This is a genomic window from Pseudomonas sp. B21-036 (assembly GCF_024748925.1).
Taxonomy (GTDB): domain Bacteria; phylum Pseudomonadota; class Gammaproteobacteria; order Pseudomonadales; family Pseudomonadaceae; genus Aquipseudomonas; species Aquipseudomonas palmensis.
The window spans coordinates 1,771,659-1,794,545 of the sequence record NZ_CP087178.1; the positions used below are offsets into that span (position 1 = coordinate 1,771,659).

Sequence of the window (22,887 nt, forward strand, 5' to 3'; positions counted from 1 at the left end):
CGCGTGCGGCAACAGGCCTGGGCAGGCGGTTGCGCATGGTAGCACCGCGTTCGCGAAGCGCTCAAGGTCGCCCCTTTTGCCCATCGACAGGCTAAGCTTGGCGCCATCTCACCTCAACGGAACATGAATCATGGCTGCAAGCAGTTTGCTGGTACTGATCGACGATATCGCCACGGTACTCGACGATGTCTCGGTCATGACCAAGGTCGCGGCCAAGAAGACCGCCGGCGTACTGGGTGATGATCTGGCCCTCAATGCCCAGAAGGTCACGGGTGTGCGCGCCGAGCGGGAACTGCCGGTGGTGTGGGCGGTGGCCAAGGGCTCGTTCCTGAACAAGCTGATCCTGGTGCCGGCTGCGTTGCTGATCAGCGCATTCATCCCGTGGGCGGTAACCCCGCTGCTGATGCTCGGCGGCGCCTACCTGTGCTTCGAGGGGTTCGAAAAGCTCGCGCACAGGTTTCTGCACAGCGCCGAGGAGGCCAAGGCCGGGCATGCGGCATTGACCGAAGCAGTGGCCAACCCGGCGATCGACCTGGTGACGTTCGAGAAAGACAAGATCAAGGGCGCGGTGCGTACCGACTTCATTCTCTCGGCCGAGATCATCGCCATCACGCTGGGCACCGTGGCCGATGCGCCCCTGCCCCAGCAGATCATCGTGCTGTCGGGCATCGCGATCGTGATGACGATCGGCGTGTACGGGCTAGTGGCGGGGATCGTCAAGCTGGATGACCTGGGCCTGTGGCTGACGCAAAAGGCCTCGCGTGCAGCCAAGGCCATCGGCAACGGCATTTTGAGTGCGGCGCCCTACATGATGAAAAGCCTGTCGGTGATCGGCACCGCGGCGATGTTCCTGGTAGGTGGCGGGATTCTGGTGCATGGCATCGCGCCGCTGCATCATGCCATCGAGGCCTTCGGCGAAGGGCGTGGCGGGGCGCTGACGACGGCCTTGCTCAATGCCGGCGTGGGCGTAGTGGCGGGGGCTGCGGTGCTGGCGGTGGTTGCCGTGGTGGGCAAGCTCTGGAAGGCCATCCGGGGCTGATGGCCTCTTCGCCGGCAAGGCCGGCTCCTACAGGAGTGAGCCCTCTGTAGGAGCCGGCCTTGCCGGCGAAGAACGCAACCCGGTCAGAAGTGCACTTTCACCAGCAGGCTCGCGGTGTTCTGGTCGGTATCGAAGGCGTCGCTGTCCTTGATGCCGTACTTGTCTTTCCAGTAGTCGTATTCGAAACCGACGTACAGCTGTTTTTCGCCCAGGTTCAGGGCCTTGCCCAGGTCATACTTGATCTGCGGGTTGAAGTGCAGGTTGGAATGATAGGTGCCGCGACGCCGGGTCTCGTCGTTGTCCACCACCCAGTCCATGTAGCCGTCGATCAGGATGTCCGACTTGCCCACGGGAATGGTGTACGACCACACCGGGGTGATCTGCCATACGTTGTCACCGGCGCGGCTGCCCTCGGTGTGGCGCTGGTAGAAGTTGAGCTGGAAGTAGTCGAAGCCGGGGATGGCCAGGTCGAAGCCTGGGCCGATCAGGTACGACTCGTTGTCTCCCTCGCCAAACTCGTAGGTCATGGCCAGCAGCACATCCTTGACCGGGCCGAACTCCAGTTTCTGGTCGAAGATCTTGCCGAACGACAGGCGCGGGGTGAACTCGCCGTAGTAGGTGTTCGGGCCGACGTTGCCGTCCTTCTTGCCGTTGTAGAAGATCTTGTCGATGAACAGGAAGTTGTCGCCGTACTTCCAGGCATCGGCGTGCTCGAAAGTGAAGGTCTGCTGGATCTGCGGGTTGACCGTAAAGTCTTTGCCGTAGAGGTAGGTCAGGCTGTTGTTCTGCCACTGCAGCAGGTCACCGGCGGTGGCGGTACTTGCCGCCAGCAGGCCGCCTGCAAGCATCAGGCTGTTGGTAATGCGCATTGCGTGCTCCCTTGATTGATTCGGCACTCTGTGTCGGCGCCGTTCTGGTTCAACGTGTTGTCTTTTTGGTCAGCTTTTTTCGATCGGCCACAGCGCGTTCGCAAGAGCTGAGCCAACCTTGGCGGGTTGGCGCAACGGGCCTGCTCGACGTCTTTCTGAACAGTTGAACAAGGGGCGTGAGGCTGGCAATACGCTTACCAACCGCCCGAATTCATTGACTGAGCGGTCAGTAAACGCAGGTAGGAGGGGTCCTACCCTGAGCGAGGGGGCGCGCAGATTACTGGCTTGCGCGCCGTCCCTCAAGTGCTCCGTTATGGAGCGTGTGCGACAAAAACTGTGCGTTCGATCAGGTTTTAGAAGTGAACCTTGATCAGCGCACTGGTCACGCTCTGGTTGGTCTTGAGGCGATCGCTGTCCTCGATGCCGTATTTGTCCTTCCAGTAGCTGTATTCGATACCCACGTACAGCTGCTTGGCGCCGATGTTCAGCGCCTTGCCCAGGTCGTACTTGACCTGCGGGTTGAAGTGCAGGTTGGCGTGGTAGGTGCCGCGACGGCTTTCGTCGTTGTCCACCACCCAGTCCATGTAGCCATCGATAAGCAGGTCGGACCGGCCCATGGGGATGGTGTAGGAGAACGCCGGGGTGATCTGCCACACGCGATCACCCGGGCGGCTGCCTTCGGTGTTGCGCTGGTAGAAGTTGAGGGTGAAGTAGTTGAAGCCGGGGATGGCCAGGTCGAAACCCGGGCCGATCAGGTAGGCCTCGTTGTCGCCTTCACCGGTTTCGTAGGTCATGGCCAGCAGCACGTCCTTGATCGGGCCGAACTCCAGCTTCTGGTCGAAGATCTTGCCGAACGACAGGCGCGGGCTGATCTCGCTGTAGTAGGTGTTCTTGCCCTTGTTACGGTCTTGGCCGCCGTTGTAGAAGATCTTGTCGACGAACAGGAAGTTGTCGCCGTACTTCCATTTGTTGGCGTGCTCGAAAGTCACCGTCTGCTGGATCCGCGGGTTGACCTGAAAGTCCTTGCCGTACAGATACGTCAGGCTGTTGGTGTGCCAGAGCAGCAGGTCCTCCGCTACCGCAGGAAGCGTGGCCAGCAAGCTGCTGCCCAGCAAGAGGGAAGAGGTGATGCGTTTCATGTGGTTATTCCCGGCTATTGTTATTGTTGGATTGCGGTTTTTTCGGCGCAAACGCGCCCCGAGCGGCCCACTCCCAGGGGCCGACGGTACTGCGTGGTGCTCGGGTTGAGCGGGGCGGCAGGCGCCGCCCCGTGTATCAGTGCTGGTGCACGGCGTCGTTGTGCGCGGCGCGTTCGGCGCCGCCCAATACGTTGAACAGCAGGTTCAGTACCAGGGCACTGACGGTGGCCATGGCGATGCCGCTGTGGGTGATCGGCTCCATCCACTGCGGCATCTGCGCGAAGAACTCCGGACGTACCACCGGGATCAGCCCCATGCCGACGCTGACGGCCACCAGCAACTGGTTGCGCCGGTCGCCGATGTCGGCCTCCTGCAGGATCTTGATGCCGGTGGCCGCGACCATGCCGAACATGGCGATGGAGGCGCCGCCCAGCACCGCCGGCGGGATCGAGGCAATCAGGAATGCCGCCTTGGGCAGCAGGCTGAGCACGATCAGGAACAGCCCGGCCACCACGGTCACGTAGCGGCAGCGCACGCCGGTCATCTGGACCAGGCCGATGTTCTGTGCGAACGAGGAGTGGGTGAAGGTGTTGAAAAAGCCTGCCACGAACGAGGCGCCGGCGTCCCAGAACAGGCCGCGACGCAGCATGCCCGGGGTCACTTCACGCTCGGTGACCTTGCCCAGCGCCAGGAACATGCCGGTGGACTCGACGAAGATGATCACCACCACCAGGCACATCGACAGGATCGGCGCCAGGCTGAAGGTGGGCATGCCGAAGTGCAGCGGGGTGACCACCTGTACCCAGGGGGCCTGGGCCAGTCCGCTGAGGTCGACCATGCCGATGGCGCCGGCAATGATGTAGCCCAGGCCCATGCCGATCAGTACCGACACGTTCACCCAGAAGCCACGCATGAAGCGATTGATCAGCAGGATGGTGGTCAGCACCAGGCCGGCCACGGCCAGGTAGATCGGCGAGCCGAACGGCGCGGCCGCCGCGCCGCCGCCGGCCCAGTTGACGGCGACCGGGAACAGCGACAGACCGATGGAGGTAATCACCGTGCCGGTGACCAGTGGCGGGAAAAACCTCACCACCTTGGACATGAACGGGGCGATCAGCATGCCGAAGAAGCCGGCGGCGATGGTCGCGCCGAAAATCCCCTGCAGGCCCACGCCGGGCATGCCGGCCATGGCCACCATGCTGCCGACGGCGGCGAAGCTGGCGCCCATCATCACCGGCATGCGGATGCCCAGTGCGCCAATGCCGAGCGACTGGACCACGGTGGCGACACCGGCGACCAGCAGATCGGCATTGATCAGGAATGCGATTTCTTCACGAGAGAGCCCGGCGGCCTGCCCGATGATCAGCGGCACCGCAATGGCACCTCCGTACATCAGCAGAACATGTTGCAAACCCACCAGGATCAGTTGCAGCAGGGGCAGTGGCTGTCGTGGCGGCGCAACGGGGATGTACGCCTTGCGTGACTCGGACATGCAGCACCTCAGGTTTTGTTTTTATTCTGGGTAGCTGCAGGCTCAGGCGCCCTGCTTGCGAAGAAGCAGGAGGCCGCGCCTGGCTTGCAGCTTGTAGCTTGCCGCTTGAAGCTTGTATCAGTTGGTTGGAGCACCCTTGGCGATCCATGCACCAATCAGTTCACGTTCCTGCTGGGTCATCTGGGTGATGTTGCCCAGGGGCATGATCTGGCTGGCGACGGCCTGTGCCTGGATGCGTGGGGCCAGTTGCTGGATCTGTTGCGGGGTATCGAGCATCACGCCGGCCGGGGCGGCACTGAACAGCGGGCTGGTCGGCTTGGCCGAATGGCACACGGTGCAGCGTTCCTGGATGACGCTGTGGATCTTGTCGAAGTTGCCGCTGTCCGCCGCAGCGGTGGCAGTGGCGGGTGCTTCGGCCGGGGTAGCGGCAGGTGCCGGGTTGGCAGCCTGTTCGGCGGCTTTCTCGGCAGCGGTCTTGCCACCCAGTGCGGTTTCCGGCAGCGGCTGGTACTGGACCTTGGCAGCGGCCTGCTCAGGGGCGGTCGGCATCGGCTTGGGGCCGGTGACGTAGGCCAGGCAGATCATCGCCAGGGCGCCGACGGGCAGGGTCCAGGCGTACTTGGCGCTGTCGTGGCGGGTGTTGAAGTAGTGACGCACCAGCACCGCTGCAATCGCGATCCCGGCCAGGATCAGCCAGTTGTACTGGCTGCCGTAGGTGCTCGGGAAGTGGTTGCTGATCATGATGAACAGCACCGGCAGGGTGAAGTAGTTGTTGTGGCGCGAACGCAGCAGGCCCTTGGCCGGCAGGGTCGGGTCGGGGGTTTCGTTCTTCTCGATGGCGGCGACCAGTGCACGCTGCGCCGGCATGATGATGCGGAACACGTTGCCGACCATGATGGTGCCGATGATCGCGCCGGTGTGCAGGTACGCACCACGGCCGCTGAACACCTGGCTGAAGCCGTAGCAGGCCGCAATGATCAGCACGAACAGCACCAGGCCGAGCAGGCCGGGGCGCTTGCCCAGGGGCGAGTCGCACAGTACGTCGTAGATGAACCAGCCGGCGATCAGCGAACCGACGCCGATGGCGATGCCTTCACCACCGCTCAGGGTGCTGCCGGGGGCCAGCAGGTAGACGCTGGGGTTCCAGTAGAACACCAGGCACAGCAGGGCAATACCCGACATCCAGGTGAAGTAGGCTTCCCATTTGAACCAGTGCAGGTTCTCCGGCATTTTCGGCGGGGCCAGCTTGTACTTTTCCAGGTGGTAGATACCGCCACCGTGAATCGCCCAGAGGTCGCCCGACAGACCGTCGCGCGGGTTGGCCCGGTTGAGGTTGTTCTCCAGCCATACGAAATAGAACGACGCGCCGATCCAGGCCACGCCAGTGATCATGTGAACCCAGCGCACGCTCAGGTTCAGCCATTCCAACAGATGTGCTTCCACAGTCTTTACCTCTTGCCGGTCACCGCAGGCCAGTGACCGACCTTCTCTTATTGGTGGGGTGCGAGGATCAGTTGCTCATCCTCATTGAAGAAATGTTCGTCGCAGTTGTTGCCGGAACCGCTGCGATCAACCACCAGGAAGTCATCCCGCTTTTCGATCGTCAGCACCGGGTGGTGCCAGACGCCGCGATGGTAATTGATGCCCTGCCTGCCATTACTGACAAAGGCGCGGACAAGACCCGATACAGGTACATCGCCAACGGGCGCGACCACGATCAGAAAGGGATTGCCGAGCAGCGGGATGAAGGCCTGGCTGCCCAGCGGATGGCGCTCCAGCATGCGCACGGTCAGCGGCATGTCCTGCGCGTCGGCGCGGAAGATGCTGATGATGGCGGAGTCCTCGGGCTGGGCGGTTTCTACCGTGGCCAGCTTGTGGAAGCGCATGGTCGAACCGTTGTTGATCATGAAGTGGTCGCTGCCGTCGGTTTCGATCACGTCACCGAAAGGGGCGAAGGCTTCTTTGGTCAGGGGCTCAATCACTAAAGTGCGCATGCGGGTGTTCTCTAATTATGTGTTGTCGGGGCTTTGGCGATTGCCGGCAGGCCAGTGCCTGCCAAGGCGCGCCGGTTACAGCTGCTGCAGGCGGAACAGGGCGATCAGGTTGATCTGCGCCAGGGCTTCCTTGAACTCGGCTTCGACCGAGTTGTGGATGCGTTTCTCGAACGAGGCGAGGATCTGGTGCCGGTTGCTGCCTTTTACCGCCATGATGAACGGGAACTGGAACCTGGCCTTGTAGGCGTCGTTGAGTTCGGTGAAACGGGCGAACTCTTCGGCGGTGCACTGGTGGATGCCGGCGCCAGCCTGTTCGTTGGTGCTCGATTCGGTCAGTTCGCCCTGGACGGCGGCTTTGCCGGCCAGGTCCGGGTGAGCATTGATCAGGGCCAGCTGGCTGGCGTGATCGGCGCTGAGCAGGATGTCGCTCATGCGCTGGTGCAGGGCTTCGATCTGGTCCAGCTCGTGCAGTTGTCCCAGGTCGTAGGCTTTTTCGGCGACCCACGGCGAGTGCTCGTAGATATCGGCGAAGGCGGCGACGAACGCGGCACGGTCCAGGGTCGAAGGCTTGAGGGTCTTGAAGTCGGTCATTTGGCGCTCTCGGCTTGGAAAGGGTGGGTGGCATGCCAGTGGCGGGCGATGTCCACGCGCCGGGCGAACCACACCTGCTCATGGCTCTTGGCGTACTCCACGAAGCGCTTGAGCGCGGCGATGCGTGCCGGGCGGCCGATCAGGCGGCAGTGCAAGCCGATCGAGAGCATCTTCGGCGCCTCGGCACCTTCGGCGTAGAGCACGTCGAAGGCGTCCTTGAGGTACTGGAAGAACTGCTCGCCACAATTGAAGCCCTGCACCTGGGTGAAGCGCATGTCGTTGGTGTCCAGGGTGTAGGGGATCACCAGGTGCGGCTTGCCGGTGGGGTTGTTGGGCTCCCAGTAGGGCAGGTCGTCGTCGTAGGTGTCGCTGTCGTAGAGGAAGCCGCCTTCCTCCATCACCAGGCGGCGGGTGTTGGGCCCGGTACGGCCGGTGTACCAGCCCAGCGGGCGCTCGCCGGTGAGGTCGGTGAGAATGCGGATGGCCTCGAGCATGTGCTCGCGCTCCTGGTTCTCGTCCATGTACTGGTAGTCGATCCAGCGGTAGCCGTGGCTGCAGATCTCGTGGCCGGCGGCGACCATGGCGCGGATCACGTCGGGGTGGCGCTGGGCGGCCATGGCCACGGCAAACACGGTGAGCGGCACGCCGGTGTCTTCGAACAGCTTGAGCAGGCGCCACACACCGGCGCGGCTGCCATACTCGTAAAGCGATTCCATGCTCATGTTGCGGGCGCCCTGCAGGGGCTGCGCCGAGACCATCTCGGAAAGGAAGGCTTCGGATTCCTTGTCCCCGTGAAGAATGTTGCGTTCGCCACCTTCTTCATAGTTGAGCACGAAAGACAAAGCGATGCGGGCATTCCCCGGCCAGCGCGGATGGGGTGGGTTGTTGCCGTAACCGATCAGGTCGCGAGGATAATCAGCGCTCACTGCAGCCTTCCTTCTTGTACGTGAAAACGGGGGTGTGGTGTCTGAGTCAGGTCATCGGCCACAACGATGGAGTGATTGTATACAACTTTATTGACGATTTGTAAGCCTGTTTTTTCGCATTTCTTCCGCCATTCGCCCTTGAAAAAGGTTGCAAGAAACCTGCCTGATTGGTCAGTAAATGACGATAGCGTCCGCCAGGCACGCGGCTTTGCGACTGATGGCGTATTTACAGGGTACGCTCGGCAGGCTAACAAAATCGTCGAATTTATTGTGTACAATTTTAGCTGAAAATGTCTTAATAATCCGACAGCCGCACGCTGCCCTGCTTCATCCCGGTGCCGTGCGGGTATTTTTTGCCCATAGATTGAAACGAGGCGCACGCAATGGGACGTTTGACCACGCATGTACTGGATGCCGCACATGGCTGCCCTGGCAGCTCGATCAAGGTCGAGCTGTACCGGGTCGAAGGCCAGCAGCTTGAGCTGGTGAACACGGCGCTGACCAACAGCGATGGCCGTTGCGATGCGCCACTGCTGCAGGGTGAGGATTACCGCAGCGGTGTGTACCAGCTGCAGTTCAGTGCCGGTGACTATTACCGTGCCCGTGGTGTGCAGTTGCCGGAGCCGGCGTTCCTGGATGTGGTGGTGCTGCGTTTCGGCATCAGCGCCGAGCAGGATCACTACCACGTGCCGTTGCTGATCTCGCCGTACAGTTACTCGACCTATCGCGGAAGCTAGTTGGTCGCTAGATGAATCTTCGTAGGTCCTTGCCCGCTCTCACTGGCGGGCTTTTTTTTGCCTCGGATTCGAGGGCGTGCCTGCAGGGCTGTTCGCTGGCAGAGCGGCACAGGCAACAAAAAGCCCCGCCCGAAGGCGAGGCTCCTTGAACCGACGCAGTGCTTACAGGAACACGAACTTGGCCACAAAGATCGCACACAGCACCCACAGGCTCGCCGAGATCTCCCTGTAGCGCCCGGTGCCGGCCTTGAGCACCACATAGGTGATGAAGCCCAGCGCAATGCCGTCCGCCACCGAGAATGTCAGCGGCATCATGATCGCCGTGACGATCGCCGGAATGCTGTCGGTGGCTTCATCCCAGTTGATGTGCGCCATGCTGCCCATCATCAGCATCGCCACATAGATCAGTGCGCCGGCGGTGGCATACGCCGGGATCATGCCCGCCAGCGGCGCAAAGAACATCGCCGCGACGAACAGCAGGCCGACCACCACGGCCGTGAGCCCCGTGCGCCCGCCGGCCGCCACACCTGCAGCACTTTCCACGTAGCTGGTGACCGGCGGCACACCCACCACGGCACCGAACACGCTCGATGCACTGTCGGCCTTGAGCGCCCGCGACAGGTTTTCGATGCGCCCCTCGGCGTTCACCAGGTTGGCGCGCTGGGCCACGCCCATCAGCGTGCCGGCGGTGTCGAACATGTGCACGAACAGAAACGCCAGTACCACGCTGATCATGCTGACGTTGAACACGCCCGCCACGTCCATGGCCATCCAGGTGGGCGCCAGGCTCGGCGGCAGGGAGAACACGCCGCCATATTCCACCAGGCCCAGGGCCCAGCCGGCCAGTGTCACGGCGATGATGCTGATCAGGATCGCGCCGAACACCCGGCGGTAGCTGAGCACGGCAATCATCAGGAAGCACGCCGCCGCCAGCAGCGGGCCAGGCTCGTGCAGCGAACCGAGCTTGATCAGGGTGGCTGGGCTGGCGACGATGATGCCGGCCGTCTTCAGCCCGATCACCCCGAGAAACAGCCCCACACCCGCGCCCATGGCGTGACGCAGGCTCAGCGGGATGCTGTTGAGCAGCCATTCGCGCACCCGCGACAGCGTCAGCAGCATGAACAGCACACCCGATACGAACACCGCACCCAGCGCGGCCTCCCAGGTGTAGCCCATGGTGCCGACCACGGTGTAGGTGAAAAAGGCATTCAGCCCCATGCCGGGTGCCAGGCCCACCGGCCAGTTGGCATACAGGCCCATCAGCAGGCAGCCGAGCGCCGCCGCGATGCAGGTGGCCACGAACGCGGCACCGTGGTCGATGCCGGCGTCGGCCATGATGTTGGGGTTGACGAAAATGATGTAGGCCATGGTGATGAAGGTGGTTACACCCGCGATCAGTTCGGTCCTGACAGTGGTGCCGTGCAGCTTGAGTTTGAAAATCCGCTCCAGCCAGCTCGTTTCGAGCGGTGGGGCAAGATCCAGCGTAGGGGCTTGGGGTTTGCGGCTTTCCACAGCGTGTACTCCTCACGTCTTTTCTTGTTGTTCAGAGCTTGTCCTGCGCGTTGACTGGGGGCTCTGCGAGGGGGAGGGCATGGCGACCAGACCTGTTGTTGACCTGCGGGTCAGGAAGTTGCACGGCTGGATTATGCGTTTGTATACAAATAATGCAAATAATGTTTTTGTCGGTGTGTGCAGGTAAATTGTCGCCACGGCTATAACGTGATGGCACTCTGCAGAAATCGCCAAGCCTGTGTACAATGCGTCAATACCATGAACGTCTAATTTTCTATCCAGGACTTGCCATCGCCCTACTGGCTGGTATTACAGTCAGGGTCCGATAGGTGGATCTCCGTGCTCGAGCGCCCATGAACGAACAGCTGCAACCCCTCAAGAAACCCACGCGCACCGGCAAGGCCGGTCGTAGCGGCACCCAGGACGATATCGTTTACGCGCACATATTCGAGGCAATCCTCGAACAACGCCTGGCGCCGGGTACCAAGTTGAGTGAGGAAGCCCTGGGCGAGATCTTCGGCGTCAGCCGCACCATCATCCGGCGTGCGCTGTCGCGCCTGGCCCACGAAAGCGTGGTGCTGCTGCGCCCCAATCGCGGTGCGGTAGTGGCCAGCCCGACCGTCGAAGAGGCGCGTCAGGTGTTCTTTTCGCGGCGCATGGTCGAGCGTGCCATCACCGAACTTGCAGTGGAGCACGCCACCGCCGAGCAGTTGAACGAACTGCGCCAGATGGTGCGCGACGAGCGCGACAGCTTCTCGCGCGGCGACCGGGGTGCCGGCATTCGCCTGTCTGGCGAGTTTCACCTCAAGCTGGCGGAAGCGGCGGGCAATGCACCGCTGATCAGCTTCCAGCGCAGCCTGGTATCGCAGACTTCGCTGATCATTGCCCAGTATGAAAGCGGCAACCGCTCGCACTGCTCGTATGACGAGCACATGCAACTGATCGACGCCATCGAGGCGCGTGATGCGGCCCAGGCGGTGAGCCTGATGATGCACCACATGGACCACATCGACAGCAAGCTCAACCTCGACGAGGAGAGTGCGTCGGATGACCTGCACGCGGTGTTCTCGCACCTGCTGCAAACCAAGAAGCGCGGCAGCTCGGTGCCGGCAAAGGGCTGATACTGCGTCGCCTGCAATCGCGGGTCGAGCCCGCTCCCACAGGATTGTCTCGGTCCTTGTGGGAGCGGGCTTGACCCGCGATGCTTTCAGGGCTGCTGGCACTTGAGCCAACCTCTGCTAGATTTCTATCTGTTGCACTCCCGCAAACCTTCATCAAGCAGTTGGGCTTGCGCTTCAGGCGTACCACTTCTTGAGGACTGACTGATGTCGATGCCCATGAGCAAACGCATGGGAGCTGAATTGATAGGGACGTTCTGGTTGGTGTTGGGGGGTTGTGGCAGCGCGGTACTGGCTGCGTCTTTTCCGATCGGCATTGGCCTGGTCGGTGTCTCCATGGCCTTCGGGCTGACTGTGCTGACCATGGCATTCGCCATCGGTCATATCTCCGGTTGTCACCTCAACCCTGCGGTATCGCTGGGCCTGGTCGTGGGCGGGCGTTTTCCGCTCAAGGACCTGGTGCCGTACGTGATCGCCCAGGTGGTGGGCGCCATCCTGGCTGCCGGTGTGATCTACCTCATCGCCAGCGGCAAGGCCGGCTTCGAGCTGTCGAACGGGCTTGCCTCGAACGGCTATGGCGAGCATTCGCCGGGGCAGTACTCGCTGGGGGCAGGTTTTGTCAGCGAGGTGGTGATGACCGCGATGTTCATTCTGATCATCATGGGCGCCACCGATTCGCGGGCGCCGGCCGGCTTTGCGCCGATCGCCATCGGGCTGGCGCTGACGCTGATCCACCTGGTGTCGATACCGGTTACCAACACGTCGGTGAACCCGGCACGCAGCACCGGGCCGGCGCTGTTCGTCGGTGGCTGGGCGCTGCATCAGCTGTGGCTGTTCTGGGTGGCGCCGCTGATCGGGGCAGTGATCGGCGGCGCGTTGTACCGCGGCCTGTTTCGAACGCCTTAGCGCTGGTGCACGCTGCGCCCGGCGGCAAAGGTTTCGCGAATGGTACGGTCGTCGCCCAGGGTGGTCAGCACGAACAGGGTCTCCTCGATGCTGCCGGACTGCTGGAGACGGTAGTCCAGCAACGGGGTGGCCTTGTAGTCGAGCACGATGAAGTCGGCATCGCTGCCCGGTTGCAGGTTGCCGATGCGCTCCTCCAGGTTCAATGCCCGCGCACCGCCCAGGGTGGCCAGGTACAGCGACTTGAACGGGCTCAGGCGTGCGCCCTGCAACTGCATGACCTTGTAGGCTTCGTTCAGGGTGTACAGCAGCGAGAAGCTGGTGCCGGCGCCCACGTCGGTGCCCAGGCCGACCTTGACCTTGTGCTGCTCGGCCTGGGGCAGGTTGAACAGGCCGCTGCCCAGGAACAGGTTGGAGGTCGGGCAGAACGCCACGGCCGAACCGGTCTCGGCCAGGCGCTGGCACTCGGCATCGCACAGGTGAACGGCGTGGGCGAACACCGAGCGCTCGCCCAGCAGTTCGAAATGGTCGTACACATCCAGGTAGCCGCTGCGCTCGGGGAACAGCGCCTTGACCCACTCGATCTCCTTGAGGTTTTCGCTCAGGTGGGTGTGCAGGTACAGGTCCGGGAACTCCTTGAGCAACTGGCCGGCCAGGGCCAGCTGTTGCGGGGTGCTGGTGGGCGCAAAGCGCGGGGTCACCGCGTAGTGCAGGCGGCCCTTGCCGTGCCAGCGCTGGATCAGCGCCTTGCTGTCGGCGTAGCCCGACTCGGCGGTGTCGGTCAGGTAGTCGGGGGCGTTGCGGTCCATCATCACCTTGCCGGCGATCAGGCGCAGGTCCAGGCGCTCGGCTTCCTCGAACAGGGCGTTGACCGAGGCAGGGTGCACGCTGCCGAACACCAGCGCCGAGGTGGTGCCGTTGCGCAGCAGCTCCTTGAGGAACAGCTTGGCCACCTTGTCGGCGTGAGCCTTGTCTTCGAACTGGCGCTCGCACGGGAAGGTGTAGGTGTTCAGCCAGTCCAGCAACTGCTCGCCGTAGGAGCCGATCATGCCGGTCTGCGGGAAGTGGATATGGGTATCGATGAACCCCGGGGTGATCAAGGCGTCCTGGTAGTGCACCACTTCGATGTCGGCGTCCAGGCCTGGCAGCAGTTCGCTGGCGTGGCCGATGGCGCTGATCTTGCCCTGGTCGATGACCAGCAGGCCGTCTTCGAAATATTCATACGATGCTTCGACGCCTACCTCGGCAGGGTCGGCGAGGCTGTGCAGCAGGGCGGCACGGTAGGCTTTGCGGGTTGCGCTCATGTGGCTCTCGTCAAATGGCTTGGCTGCGCCGTGACGGCGGCAGCAGTTTGGCAATGGGTTGGGTGGTGGCCGAGCCGGTATGCTGGCCGAAGTTCGCGTTGTAGGTGGCGATGATTTCGGCGGCGATGGACACGGCGATCTCGATCGGCAGCTTGCCCTTGACCTCGGCCAGGCCCATCGGGCAGCGCATGCGTGCCAGGCTGTCGGCGGCAAAGCCGCGCTCGCGCAGGCGGTGCTCGAACTTCACGCGCTTGGTCCTGGAGCCGATCAGGCCGAACCAGGTGAAATCGTTGCGCTTGAGGATCGCGGCGGTCAGTTCCAGGTCCAGTTGATGATTGTGGGTCATGACGATGCAATAGCTGCCGGTGGGCAGTTCATCGACCTCGTCGACCGGTTCCTCGCTGACGACCTTGCTCACCCCCGTGGGGATGATGTCGGGGAATTCCTGCTCGCGCGAATCGATCCAGCGTACCCGGCAGGGCAGCGCGGCGAGCAAGGGTACCAGAGCGCGGCCGACATGGCCTGCGCCGAATACCGCGATCTGCGCCTGCACGCCGCCCATGGGCTCGAACAGCAGCACGGTGGCGCCGCCGCAGCACTGGCCAAGGCTGGCGCCGAGGCTGAAGCGCTCCAGGTGGGTGGTTTCGCGGCCTTCGGCAAGCATCTGCCGGGCGATGTGCATGGCCTTGTATTCCAGGTGCCCGCCGCCGATGGTGTCGAACAGCTGGGTCGCGCTGACTACCATCTTCGAGCCGGCATTGCGTGGGGTGGAGCCCAGCTCTTCGATGATGGTCACCAGCACGCAGGGTTCGCCTCGGGTGTGCAGGTCGGACAGGGCGTTGATCCAGGTGTGCATAGTCGGTTGCCTCTTCAGTGCCTGATCGGGCCTCTTCGCCGGCAAGGCCGACTCCTACAGCAATCGCGCCCTGTAGGAGCCGGCCTTGCCGGCGAAAGGCGCACTACGGTGTAACGGTTTCCACCTCGGCAGCCGCCTGCCGGCCCGCCACCACCTTGCGCATCTGCTCGCAGCCCCACAGCACCCGCTCGGGGGTGGCCGGGGCATCGATCTGCGGTTGCTCGCGATAATCCGCCAGGCTGGCCACTGCATCCTTGATCGCGCACCACGGCGCGATCCCCAGCATGAACGGCGGCTCGCCCACCGCCTTGGAATGGAACACCGTGTCCTCGGGGTTCTTGCGGTTCTCCACCAGCTTCACCCGCAGGTCCACCGGCATGTCCGCCACCGCCGGGATCTTGTAGCTGGCCGGGCCGCTGGTCATCAGCTTGCCCTTGGCGTTCCACACCAGTTCCTCGGTGGTCAGCCACCCCATGCCCTGGATGAACCCGCCCTCCACCTGGCCAATGTCGATGGCCGGGTTCAGCGAGGCGCCCACGTCATGCAGGATGTCGGTGCGCAGCATCTTGTACTCGCCGGTCAGGGTGTCGACGATCACCTCGGCGCACGCCGCGCCGAAGGCGAAGTAGTAGAACGGGCGCCCGCGCGCCTGGCTGCGGTCGTAGTAGATCTTCGGGGTCTTGTAGAAGCCGGTGCTCGACAGCGACACCTGGGCAAAGTAGGCCTGCTGCACCAGGCTCTCGAAGGTGAGGATTTCATCGCGCACGCGCACGTGCCCGTTGCGAAACTCGACGTCTTCTTCACTGACCTTGTACTGGCGCGCGGCAAATGCCACCAGGCGCTGCTTGAGGATTTCGGCTGCGTTCTGCGCCGCCTTGCCGTTCAGGTCGGCGCCGCTGGACGCCGCCGTGGGCGAGGTGTTGGGCACCTTGTCGGTGTTGGTGGCGGTGATCTGTATGCGGCTGAAGTCCACCTGGAACACTTCGGCCACCACCTGGGCCACCTTGGTGTTCAGGCCCTGGCCCATCTCGGTGCCGCCATGGTTGAGGTGGATGCTGCCATCGGTGTAGATGTGCACCAGCGCACCGGCCTGGTTGAGAAAGCTGGCGGTGAACGAGATGCCGAACTTCACCGGGGTCAGCGCCAGGCCCTTTTTCAGCACCGGGCTGTTGGCGTTGAAGCGGCGGATCGACTCGCGGCGCTGCTGGTAGTCGCTACTGGCTTCGAGCTCGGCGGTGATCTCCTCGAGCATGTTGTGCTCGACCGTCTGGTAGTAGTGGGTGACGTTGCGCTCGGTCTTGCCGTAGTAGTTGGCCTTGCGTACCGCCAGCGGGTCCAGTGCCAGGTGGCGGGCGATGCGGTCCATCACCTCTTCGATGGCAACCATGCCCTGCGGGCCGCCAAAGCCGCGGTAGGCGGTATTGGAGGCGGTGTTGGTCTTGCAGCGGTGGCCGTTGATGGTGGCGTCGCCCAGGTAATAGGCGTTGTCGGAGTGGAACATCGCACGGTCGACGATCGAGGCCGACAGGTCCGGCGAGCAGCCGCAGTTGCCGGCCAGTTCCAGGTTGATGCCATGCAGGCGGCCGCTGTCATCGAACCCCACGTCGTATTCGATATAGAAGGGGTGGCGCTTGCCGGTCATCAGCATGTCCTCGACCCGTGGCAGGCGCATCTTGGTCGGCTGCCCGGTCAGGCGCGCGATCACCGCGCACAGGCAGGCGGGGCTGGCGGCCTGGGTTTCCTTGCCGCCGAAGCCGCCGCCCATGCGGCGCATGTCCACCACGACCTTGTTCATCGGCACGTCCAGCACTTCGGCCACCAGCTTCTGCACCTCGGTGGGGTTCTGCGTGGAGCAGTACACGATCATGCCGCCATCCTCGGTGGGCATCACCGAGGAGATCTGAGTTTCGAGGTAGAAGTGCTCCTGGCCGCCGATATGCAGGGTGCCCTGCACCCGATGCGGGGCGCTGGCCAGCGCGGTGACCGAATCGCCGCGCTGGTGGGTGTGGCTGTCGAGCACGAAATGCTTCTTGCGCAGGGCCTGAACCACATCCAGCACCGGCTCCAGGTCTTCGTATTCGATGATCGCGGCCATCGCTGCGCGGCGGGCGGTGTCCAGGTCGCAGGCGGCCACGGCCAGCACCGGCTGGCCGACGAACTCGACGGTGTCGATGGCTAGCAGCGGGTCGCCCGGCAGCAGCGGGCCGATGTCCTTCAGGCCCGGGATGTCTTCGTGGGTGATGGCGATGCGCACGCCTTCGATGGCGTAGCACGGGCGGGTGTCGATGCTCAGCACCCGTGCATGGGCGCGGTCCGACAAGCGAGCGTACACATGCAACTGGTTGGGGAATTCGAGGCGGTCATCGATATACACCGCCTCGCCGGACACATGCTTGTCGGCGCTGTCGTGCTTGATGCTGCGCCCGACGCCACTGGTCAGACCCTGGGCGAACAGCTCGGCCAGTTCGGCCTGGCTCCTGGCAACGTGAGGATGGTTAGACATAGGCGGTCACCCGGGTTTCGATGTGCGGCGTGTGCAGTTCGATGAAGTACTTGCGCAGCAGGTTCTGCGCGCCGAGCAGGCGGTATTCCTTGCTGGCCCTGAAGTCCGACAGCGGGGTGAAGTCTTCGCCCAGCGCCTGGCAGGCGCGCTCGATACCGGCCTGGTTGAACGGCTTGCCGAGCAGGGCGGCTTCACAGGCGCGGGCGCGCTTGGGGATGGCGGCCATGCCGCCGAAGGCGATACGGGCCTCGGCCACCACGCCGTTGTCGATGCGCAGGTTGAAGGCGGCGCACACCGCCGAAATGTCGTCGTCCAGTCGCTTGGACACCTTGTAGGCCCGGAACGCCCAGGCCAGCTTGGCCCGCGGCACGATGATCTTCTCGATGAACTCGCTTTCCTGGCGTGCGGTGATGCGGTAGTCGATGAAATAGTCTTCCAGCGCCAGGGTGCGTGTGTCCTGACCCCGGCGCAGCACGATCTGCGCACCCAGGGCGATCAGCAGGGGCGGCGAATCGCCGATCGGCGAGGCGTTGCCGATGTTGCCGCCCAGGGTGCCCTGATTGCGGATCTGCAGCGAGGCGAAGCGGTGCAGCAGTTCGCCGAAGTCGGGGTATTCACGGCTCAGCGCGTCATAGCAGTCGGTGAGTGGCGTGGCGGCGCCGATTTCCAGGCGATCGTCAAAGGCCTCGACCCGCTTCATCTCGGCGACGTTGCCCACGTAGATCATCACCGGCAGGGTCTTGTGGAACTGCGTGACCTCCAGCGCCAGGTCGGTGCCGCCGGCCAGCAGGCGGGCTTCGGGGTGCGAGCCGTACAGCTCGGCCAGGTCGGCCACGGTCAGCGGCACCAGGCAGCGCTTGTCGCCGCTGTTGAGTTCGCCGGTTTCCTTGGGCGCAATCGCCTGGAGCCGGGCGATGGTCTGTGCCTGGGCGCTGTCGAACTGGTCGGGGGCGGCCTGGCAGCAGGCCTGCTCGGCGGCTGCCAGGATCGGCCGGTAGCCGGTGCAGCGGCACAGGTTGCCGGCCAGGGCCTCCTGGGCGCGGTGCAGGTCGGGGGCGTCGCTGTTCTTCTGCAGGGCGAACAGCGACATCACGAAGCCCGGGGTACAGAAGCCGCATTGCGAGCCATGGCAGTCGACCATGGCCTGCTGCACGCTGTGCAGCTTGCCCTGGTGCTTGAGCCCTTCGACGCTGATCAGCTGCTTGCCATGCAGCGACGAGACGAACGTCAGGCACGAATTGAGGCTGCGATAACGCAGGTGCTGCCGGCCGTGTTCATCTGCAGCCAGTTCACCGACCACGACGGTGCAGGCGCCGCAATCGCCGCTCGCGCAGCCTTCCTTGGTACCGGGTTTGCCCAGGTGCTCGCGCAGGTACTCGAGCACCGTCAGGTTGGGGTCCAGGGCATGCTCACTGCGCAGCTCCTGGTTGAGTAGAAACTGGATCACGGAAGGCCTCACAAGCGAATTATTGTTGTTGAGTGGACGGGGTCGACTGTAGGCAGACTTGACTTGCCGGTCAACTGCTTTCTGACTTCAAGGTCAGCTTTTTGTGCGTGCTGATCCTGTCATCCTCGATAGCCTCTGTATTCAGCATAGAACCGGGGCCGGGTTGACGATTGTTTTGCTTCAATCGTGCCAACTGCGTGCCTGTGCCGCTGCGCGAGGTGCAGGCAAGTGCGCTACAATCGGCGCTTGTGCACAGTTCAATGATTTTGAAGGAAAACCATGACGTTCAAGGCGCCGGACAGCCTCTCCGAGCAAATTGCCCATTACCTAGCCGAGCGGATCATCCGCGGTGAGCTCAAACCTGCCGAGCGCATCCAGGAACAGAAGGTCACCCAGGCGCTCAATGTCAGCCGTGGCTCGGTGCGCGAGGCACTGCTGATACTCGAGCGCCGGCACCTGGTGACCATCCTGCCGCGCCGTGGCGCGCAGGTTACGGCGCTCAACGAGCACAACGTGCGCAGCCTCTGCACCCTGATGAGCGAGCTGTACATCCTGCTGGGCAATGCCGTGGCCAGCGCGCCGCGCAGCGAAGCCGAACTTGCACCGTTTCTGGTCATCCAGCAGCGTCTGCACGCCGCCAGTGCGCGCCAGGACATCAAGGCCTTCGTCGAAGAGAGCTTCGCGGTGATGCGCGCCGCGTACCCGTTCGCCAACAACCCCTACCTGCAGGAAACCGTCGAGAACCTGCAGCCGGCCATGAGCCGCACCTATTACCTGGCGCTGGACCAGCGCAAGGCCAACATGAACGACTTCCTGGTGCTGTTCGCCCAACTGCTCGAAGCGGTGGTGGGTGGCGACCTGCCGCGTATCCGCGAGGTGCTGACGCAGTACTGCGAGCGCAGTTGCACGCTGGTGCTGTCCTCGCTGGTTGCTGGCTGAGCATGCGCCTCAAGTGCATTCGCCTGGCGGGGTTCAAGTCGTTCGTCGACCCGACTACCGTCAACTTCCCCAGCAACATGGCGGCCGTGGTCGGCCCCAATGGCTGCGGCAAGTCCAACATCATCGATGCGGTGCGCTGGGTGATGGGCGAAAGCTCGGCGAAAAACCTGCGTGGCGAGTCGATGATCGACGTCATCTTCAACGGCTCCACCAGCCGCAAGCCGGTCAGCCAGGCCAGTATCGAACTGGTGTTCGACAACAGTGACAACACCCTGGTGGGCGAGTATGCCGCCTATGCCGAGATCTCGATCCGGCGCAAGGTGACCCGCGACGCGCAGAACACCTATTACCTCAACGGCACCAAGTGCCGTCGGCGCGACATCACCGATATCTTCCTGGGTACCGGCCTGGGCCCGCGCAGCTACTCGATCATCGAGCAGGGCATGATCTCCAAGCTGATCGAGGCCAAGCCCGAAGAGTTGCGCAACTTCATCGAAGAGGCCGCCGGCATCTCCAAGTACAAGGAGCGCCGCCGCGAAACCGAAAACCGCATCCGCCGCACCCACGAGAACCTGGAGCGCCTGACCGACCTGCGCGAAGAGCTCGAACGTCAGCTCGAACGCCTGCACCGCCAGGCCCAGGCAGCGGAGAAGTACAAGGAATACAAGGCCGAGGAGCGTCAGCTCAAGGCCCAGCTGGCGGCCCTGCGTTGGCGTGCGCTGAACGATCAGGTGGGCCAGCGCGAGGCGATCATCGGCGACCAGGAAGTGGCCTTCGAGGCCCTGGTGGCCGAGCAGCGCAATGCCGATGCGAGCATCGAGCGCCTGCGCGACGGTCACCACGATCTGTCGGAGCGTTTCAACCTGGTCCAGGGGCGCTTCTATTCGGTAGGCGGCGACATCGCCCGGGTCGAGCAGAACATCCAGCACGGCCAGCAGCGCCTGCGCCAGTTGCAGGATGACTTCAAGGAAGCCGAACGCGCGCGTCTGGAAACCGAATCGCACCTGGGCCACGACCGTACCTTGCTGGCGACCCTGGGCGAAGAGCTGGAGATGATCGAGCCCGAGCAGGAACTGTCGCTGGCGGCAGCCGAGGAGGCCGCCGCGACCCTTGAGGAAGCCGAGACCACCATGCACGGCTGGCAGGAGCAGTGGGACAGCTTCAACACCCGCTCCGCCGAGCCGCGCCGCCAGGCCGAGGTGCAGCAGTCGCGCATCCAGCAGCTGGAGCAGAGCCTGGAGCGCGTCTCGGAGCGCCAGCGCAAGCTGGGCGAAGAACGCGACCAGTTGAGCGCCGACCCTGAAGATGCGGCCATCCTGGAACTGAACGAACAACTGGCCAGCAGCGAATTGCTGCTCGAAAACCTGCACCTGGAAGAACAGCAGGTGATCGAGCGCCTCGACGCGCTGCGCGAGCAATTGCAGCAGGCCGCTCAGGCGCAGCAGCAGGCCCAGGGTGAACTGCAGCGCCTGGGTGGCCGGCTGGCATCGCTCGAAGCCTTGCAGCAGGCCGCGCTGGACCCAGGCAGCGGTACCCTCGACTGGTTGCGCGCGCAGGGCCTGGAGCAACGCCCACGCCTGGCTGAAGGCCTGCGCGTGGAGCCGGGTTGGGAGCTGGCGGTGGAAACCGTGCTGGGCGCCGACCTGCACGCGGTACTGGTGGACGACCTGGCCGGGCTCGACCTGACGGGCTTCGAGCAGGGCGAGTTGCGTCTGCTGGAGGCCGCCGGCACCGGCAAGCGCCTTGCCGGCAGCCTGCTGGACAAAGTACAGGGCGGCGTTGACCTGGCCCCCTGGCTGGGCCAGGTCAAGCCGGTCGAGAGCCTCGAGCAGGCATTGAGCCTGCGCGGCCAGCTGGCCGACGGCCAAAGCCTGATCAGCCGCGACGGCTACTGGGTGGGGCGCCACTTTCTGCGGGTCAGCCGAGGCAACGATGCCCAGGGCGGCGTGCTGGCCCGCGGGCAGGAGCTTGAGCTGCTGGGCCTGGGGCGTCTGGAGCAGGAAGCTGCCCTGGAGCAGCTCGAAGCGCAGTTGCTGGCCCTGCGTGAACAGCAGCGCGTGCAGGAAGACAGCCGTGAACAACTGCGTCGTCGCACCCAGGAAGAAGCCCGCCAGCAAGGTGAGCTCAAGGCCCGTCTGTCGGCCGGCAAGGCCCGCGCCGAGCAGCTGACGTTGCGCCGCCGGCGCCTTGAAGAAGAGCTGGCCGAGCTGCTGGAGCAGCGCGCCATCGAACACGAAAGCCTGGGCGAGTCGCGCCTGCACCTGCAGGAAGCCCTCGACCTGATGGCCCACGACACCGAACAGCGCGAGGCCTTGCTGGCCCAGCGCGACAACCTGCGCGAACGCCTCGACCGCGTGCGCCAGGAAGCCCGCCAGCACAAGGACCACGCCCATCAGTTGGCGGTGCGCCTGGGCTCGCTGCGTGCCCAGCACGACTCCACGCGCCAGGCCCTCGAGCGCCTGGAGCTGCAGTCGGAGCGCCTGAACGAAAAACGTGAACAACTGAGCCTGAACCTGGAGGAGGGCGAGGCGCCCCTCGAAGAGCTGCGCATGATGCTTGAGGCGCTGCTGGAAAAGCGCATGAGTGTCGACGAGGAAATGCGTCAGGCGCGCCTGCACATGGACGAGGCCGACCGCGAACTGCGCGAGGCCGAAAAGCGTCGTACCCAGGCCGAACAGCAATCCCAGCTGCTGCGCGGTCAGCTCGAACAGCACCGCATGGAATGGCAGGGGCTGAGTGTGCGGCGCAAGGCCCTGCAGGAACAGTTGCAGGCTGACGGCTATGATCTGGAAGGCGTGTTGGCGACCTTGCTGGCCGAGGCCAGCGAGCAGGAGGCTGAACTTGAGCTGGAGCGCATCGATGCGCGCATCCAGCGCCTGGGCGCGATCAACCTGGCGGCCATCGACGAGTACCAGCAGCAGTCCGAGCGCAAGCGCTACCTCGACGCCCAGGATGCCGACCTGGTCGAGGCCCTCGATACCCTGGAAAACGTGATTCGCAAGATCGACAAGGAAACCCGCAACCGCTTCAAGGATACCTTTGATCAGATAAATGCCGGATTACAGGCACTTTTCCCAAAAGTTTTCGGTGGTGGCAGCGCTTATCTGGAACTGACGGGCGAAGATCTACTCGATACAGGGGTAACGATCATGGCGCGCCCGCCGGGCAAGAAGAACAGCACCATCCATCTGCTCTCGGGTGGCGAGAAGGCGCTGACGGCCCTGGCCCTGGTGTTTGCCATCTTCAAGTTGAACCCGGCACCGTTCTGCATGCTCGACGAAGTCGATGCGCCGCTGGACGATGCCAACGTCGGACGCTATGCGCGCCTGGTCAAGGAGATGAGCCAGACCGTGCAGTTCATCTATATCACCCACAACAAGATCGCCATGGAAATGGCCGATCAACTGATGGGGGTGACCATGCACGAGCCCGGTTGCTCGCGGCTGGTGGCGGTGGACGTGGAGGAGGCGATGGCCATGGTCGACGCCTGAAAAACGGATATAACGCACGAACTTGCA

Annotated in this window: 18 protein-coding genes; 6 read left to right on the forward strand and 12 right to left on the reverse strand. The window is 63.6% G+C overall.

What is annotated here, in order from left to right; all coding sequences use genetic code 11:
• Positions 1-130 precede the first annotated feature (130 nt).
• Positions 131-1,039 (forward strand): DUF808 domain-containing protein, encoded by a 909-nt coding sequence (locus LOY33_RS08075; protein WP_258662415.1) that lies wholly within the window; start codon positions 131-133, stop codon positions 1,037-1,039.
• A gap of 83 nt (positions 1,040-1,122) precedes the next feature.
• Here the strand turns inward: LOY33_RS08075 and LOY33_RS08080 are convergent, their stop codons facing one another.
• The 7 genes from LOY33_RS08080 to puuE form a co-directional block, all read right to left on the reverse strand.
• Positions 1,123-1,908, reverse strand: coding sequence for an outer membrane protein OmpK (locus LOY33_RS08080; RefSeq protein ID WP_043862344.1), 786 nt, complete (start codon positions 1,906-1,908; stop codon positions 1,123-1,125).
• Between the two features lie 353 nt (positions 1,909-2,261).
• On the reverse strand, positions 2,262-3,047 hold the full coding sequence (locus tag LOY33_RS08085; protein ID WP_043862345.1) for an outer membrane protein OmpK: 786 nt from the start codon (positions 3,045-3,047) through the stop codon (positions 2,262-2,264).
• Positions 3,048-3,183: 136 nt separating this feature from the next.
• Positions 3,184-4,539 carry a nucleobase:cation symporter-2 family protein gene (locus tag LOY33_RS08090; RefSeq protein ID WP_043862346.1) on the reverse strand — a complete coding sequence of 452 codons (1,356 nt, stop codon included), beginning with the start codon at positions 4,537-4,539 and terminating at the stop codon, positions 3,184-3,186.
• Positions 4,540-4,656: 117 nt separating this feature from the next.
• The gene (locus LOY33_RS08095; RefSeq protein ID WP_043862347.1) at positions 4,657-5,982 is read right to left on the reverse strand and encodes a urate hydroxylase PuuD; all 1,326 of its coding nucleotides are present in this window, start codon (positions 5,980-5,982) and stop codon (positions 4,657-4,659) included.
• 47 nt (positions 5,983-6,029) lie between these two features.
• A complete protein-coding gene (locus LOY33_RS08100; protein WP_043862348.1) occupies positions 6,030-6,533 on the reverse strand; it encodes an ureidoglycolate lyase in 504 nt (167 codons plus the stop codon).
• Between the two features lie 75 nt (positions 6,534-6,608).
• Positions 6,609-7,124: a 2-oxo-4-hydroxy-4-carboxy-5-ureidoimidazoline decarboxylase gene (gene uraD / locus LOY33_RS08105; RefSeq protein ID WP_043862349.1), complete on the reverse strand. Its 516-nt coding sequence runs from the start codon at positions 7,122-7,124 to the stop codon at positions 6,609-6,611.
• Positions 7,121-8,050 (reverse strand): allantoinase PuuE, encoded by a 930-nt coding sequence (puuE, locus tag LOY33_RS08110; protein ID WP_043862350.1) that lies wholly within the window; start codon positions 8,048-8,050, stop codon positions 7,121-7,123. Before puuE ends, uraD begins: the two co-directional genes overlap by 4 nt.
• A 383-nt stretch (positions 8,051-8,433) precedes the next feature.
• Between puuE and uraH the strand changes: the two genes are divergently transcribed.
• Positions 8,434-8,787, forward strand: coding sequence for a hydroxyisourate hydrolase (uraH, locus tag LOY33_RS08115; protein ID WP_043862351.1), 354 nt, complete (start codon positions 8,434-8,436; stop codon positions 8,785-8,787).
• 162 nt (positions 8,788-8,949) lie between these two features.
• On the opposite strand, the gene LOY33_RS08120 is transcribed toward uraH, so the two are convergent.
• Positions 8,950-10,299, reverse strand: a complete 1,350-nt coding sequence (locus tag LOY33_RS08120) for an NCS2 family permease (protein WP_054915598.1) — start codon at positions 10,297-10,299, stop codon at positions 8,950-8,952.
• A 353-nt stretch (positions 10,300-10,652) separates the two neighbouring features.
• Between LOY33_RS08120 and LOY33_RS08125 the strand changes: the two genes are divergently transcribed.
• Both LOY33_RS08125 and aqpZ read left to right on the forward strand, forming a co-directional pair.
• Entirely contained in the window at positions 10,653-11,420 is a 768-nt protein-coding gene (locus LOY33_RS08125; RefSeq protein WP_043862353.1) for a GntR family transcriptional regulator, read from the forward strand.
• Between the two features lie 204 nt (positions 11,421-11,624).
• A complete protein-coding gene (aqpZ, locus tag LOY33_RS08130; protein WP_054915596.1) occupies positions 11,625-12,323 on the forward strand; it encodes an aquaporin Z in 699 nt (232 codons plus the stop codon).
• Here the strand turns inward: aqpZ and guaD are convergent.
• The 4 genes from guaD to xdhA all read right to left on the reverse strand — a co-directional run bounded on the left by guaD (position 12,320) and on the right by xdhA (position 18,430).
• Positions 12,320-13,624, reverse strand: coding sequence for a guanine deaminase (gene guaD, locus LOY33_RS08135; RefSeq protein ID WP_258662417.1), 1,305 nt, complete (start codon positions 13,622-13,624; stop codon positions 12,320-12,322). The two genes, aqpZ and guaD, sit on opposite strands and share 4 nt — an antisense overlap.
• Before the next feature lie 10 nt (positions 13,625-13,634).
• Entirely contained in the window at positions 13,635-14,480 is an 846-nt protein-coding gene (gene xdhC / locus LOY33_RS08140; RefSeq protein ID WP_104572230.1) for a xanthine dehydrogenase accessory protein XdhC, read from the reverse strand.
• Positions 14,481-14,583: 103 nt separating this feature from the next.
• A complete protein-coding gene (gene xdhB, locus LOY33_RS08145; protein ID WP_043862357.1) occupies positions 14,584-16,983 on the reverse strand; it encodes a xanthine dehydrogenase molybdopterin binding subunit in 2,400 nt (799 codons plus the stop codon).
• Entirely contained in the window at positions 16,976-18,430 is a 1,455-nt protein-coding gene (xdhA, locus tag LOY33_RS08150; RefSeq protein WP_229590431.1) for a xanthine dehydrogenase small subunit, read from the reverse strand. Before xdhA ends, xdhB begins: the two co-directional genes overlap by 8 nt.
• Before the next feature lie 279 nt (positions 18,431-18,709).
• On the opposite strand from xdhA, the gene LOY33_RS08155 reads away from it, so the two are divergent.
• Positions 18,710-19,369 carry a GntR family transcriptional regulator gene (locus LOY33_RS08155; RefSeq protein WP_043862359.1) on the forward strand — a complete coding sequence of 220 codons (660 nt, stop codon included), beginning with the start codon at positions 18,710-18,712 and terminating at the stop codon, positions 19,367-19,369.
• Between the two features lie 2 nt (positions 19,370-19,371).
• Complete coding sequence (gene smc / locus LOY33_RS08160) at positions 19,372-22,860, forward strand: chromosome segregation protein SMC (protein ID WP_258662418.1); 3,489 nt, start codon at positions 19,372-19,374, stop codon at positions 22,858-22,860.
• The last annotated feature ends 27 nt before the right edge of the window (positions 22,861-22,887 follow it).